Consider the following 2,274-nt stretch of genomic DNA (forward strand, 5'->3'; position numbering starts at 1 on the left):
ATTGAAAACTTATTTGATCTCTTGAAAAACCGTGAACATTGCCCATTCTAAAGAATCTCCTCTGCTTATAAGTTACCTATATTATACCTTTTTTTAGCTTTATTCGTTAGACAGTCTGACGTACGGTTCCGTATACGGCGGTTCAATAACTTAAGTATCGACGCTCATATAAGTGGTTCAGGTCTTTCAGCCCCCACTTTATGAGCGTTTCTGTTTTGATTGCCTTGTGGAGCGTTTCACTCATGGAAACACGCCAATATCCCTTTCGGGAGTTTGCCACTTTCCAGGCTTCTTCATTCCAAATACCAAGTCTGCAGAGTTGGCGATATTTCGTCAAAGCCTTCTTCCATCGTTTCCATATCATCTGGCGTAGCCGATGGTTAAGCCATTGTGCCAAGGATCGAATATAGGTTTTCATCAATCCTATCCCATAGTAATTAATCCAACCTACCGTCACTTCGTTGATTTCTTTGACAATCTTCTCAAAGCTACCCGGACGGTTCCGTTTCGTGATGCTTTTCAATTTGGCTTGGAATCGTTTCTTGGCAGAATGGTGCGCTCTACACCCGACACCTTTACCGGTGGGATGCAAACAGAAACCAAGAAATTTTAGTTTGACCGGTGAACCGACTTGACTCTTCTTTTGGTTTACGGTTAGCTTCAATTCGTCTTCAAGGAATCTTGAGATGCTTTCCAGTACACGCTCTCCAGCCCTTCTGCTTTTGACATAAATACAGAAGTCATCCGCAAACCTGACAAACTTATGACCCCTTCTCTCCAATTCCTTGTCTAGTTGATGCAGGTAGATATTACTGAGAAGGGGAGACAGGACACCCCCTTGCGGAGCACCTTCTTCTGTCGGACTGATAAGTCCGCCTTCCAAGATGCCACTCTTAAGGAATTTCCAAATTAGTTTCAGGACAATCTTGTCACTGATGAACTCTTTGAGATACTCCATCAGTTTCTGATGATTGATGGTGTCAAAATAGCTTTTCAAGTCACAGTCGACTACCACCCTGTATCCTTGTTCATAGTATGCCATGGATTGATTGATGGCTTGGTGTTGGTTCCTCTTTGGACGGAATCCAAAACTCATTTCGGAAAAGTGTGGGTCAATGAGCTTGCCAATTACTTGGTAGATGGCTTGCTGAACCATTCGGTCGCGTACACTGGGGATACCGAGTTTCCGTTTTGAACCATCCGGTTTCGGGATTTCCACCCGTTTGACGGGCAACGGTTCGTATGAACCGTCTTTTAGTTTCCGAATCAGGTGGTCACGATATTTGGCTACATGACCGAAGAGTTCCTCTACTGTCATTCCATCAACACCGGGTGCCCCTTTATTCGCCTTCACTTTCTTGCAGGCATTAAAGAGATTATTGATATCCACCACTTTGTCAATCAAACTGATACCACCCCGCTGCTCCATTTCTGTAAAGACAGGGCTGCACGCTCCCGCATACCCTTCGGTTTCCAACCTATCTCTTTGCGGCCAGCCATCTGCCGATGTTTTCTGTGGTCTCTGCACTGTCCTTACCTCCATTTCGTTTCAGGGTTGTTATTGTTCAGCCCTTCGTCCTGACGGACTACTATGGCCTCTGCTGACTTCTTACAGTTCAACCCGTCATCACTGACGGGTTTGTTCCTGTGGGATATTCCATCCCTCTTGTCGGGAACCCCTGTAAGACCTCCCCGGGTAAGAGCTATAACCTTCCTCCCATGTAACCGCCGCATTTACTGTATGGAACTCGGGCAGTATAGGACTTCATTTTGTTGCGCAAATTCGTCCATTCCAATTCAGCCTTCTATGCGGTTTCTGTTCGTCGGTTTGGGAGTTTGCCGCCGGATTCCTTCAGATTCCACCTCACGGTGGACACCCTTGCCATTAGCTAACAGTTCCTACTGCCAAGCCTGTAGTGGACTTTCACCACCAAGTTATAGCCCATGCCGGGCGCACGCAAAAACCGAACAATTCATTTAAAATTGTTCGGTTTATTTGTGTAAAAAAATCCCTATCATCGCTACATCAACATATTTCGCTTTCCGCTGGTCACTTCAGCTTCCTCGGAAAGCAAAGGTCGCTTTCCTGCGGGATCTTCAGCTCGAGCTATTCCCGCAGGAGTCTACATATTTTGACTACGCCAAAAGCTTGCGTATTATACACTAGAACAATTTATCCGAGTCAAGTCCACATTTATGTGTAAAAGTTTTCGACCTTTGCATAATGTTAAATTTGTGTATTCATCAAAGCACAGCCACAGCGAAGCTGCTTGC

General features: G+C 45.3%; 1 protein-coding gene. It reads right to left on the reverse strand.

Annotation, left to right across the window (positions count from 1 at the left end; translation table 11 throughout):
• Nucleotides 1–142: 142 nt before the first annotated feature.
• The gene (ltrA, locus tag JOC94_RS22535; protein ID WP_139345537.1) at nt 143–1,528 is read right to left on the reverse strand and encodes a group II intron reverse transcriptase/maturase; all 1,386 of its coding nucleotides are present in this window, start codon (nt 1,526–1,528) and stop codon (nt 143–145) included.
• Nucleotides 1,529–2,274 lie beyond the last annotated feature (746 nt).

Source organism: Siminovitchia thermophila (assembly GCF_016909185.1).
GTDB classification, from domain to species: Bacteria; Bacillota; Bacilli; order Bacillales; family Bacillaceae_C; genus Siminovitchia; species Siminovitchia thermophila.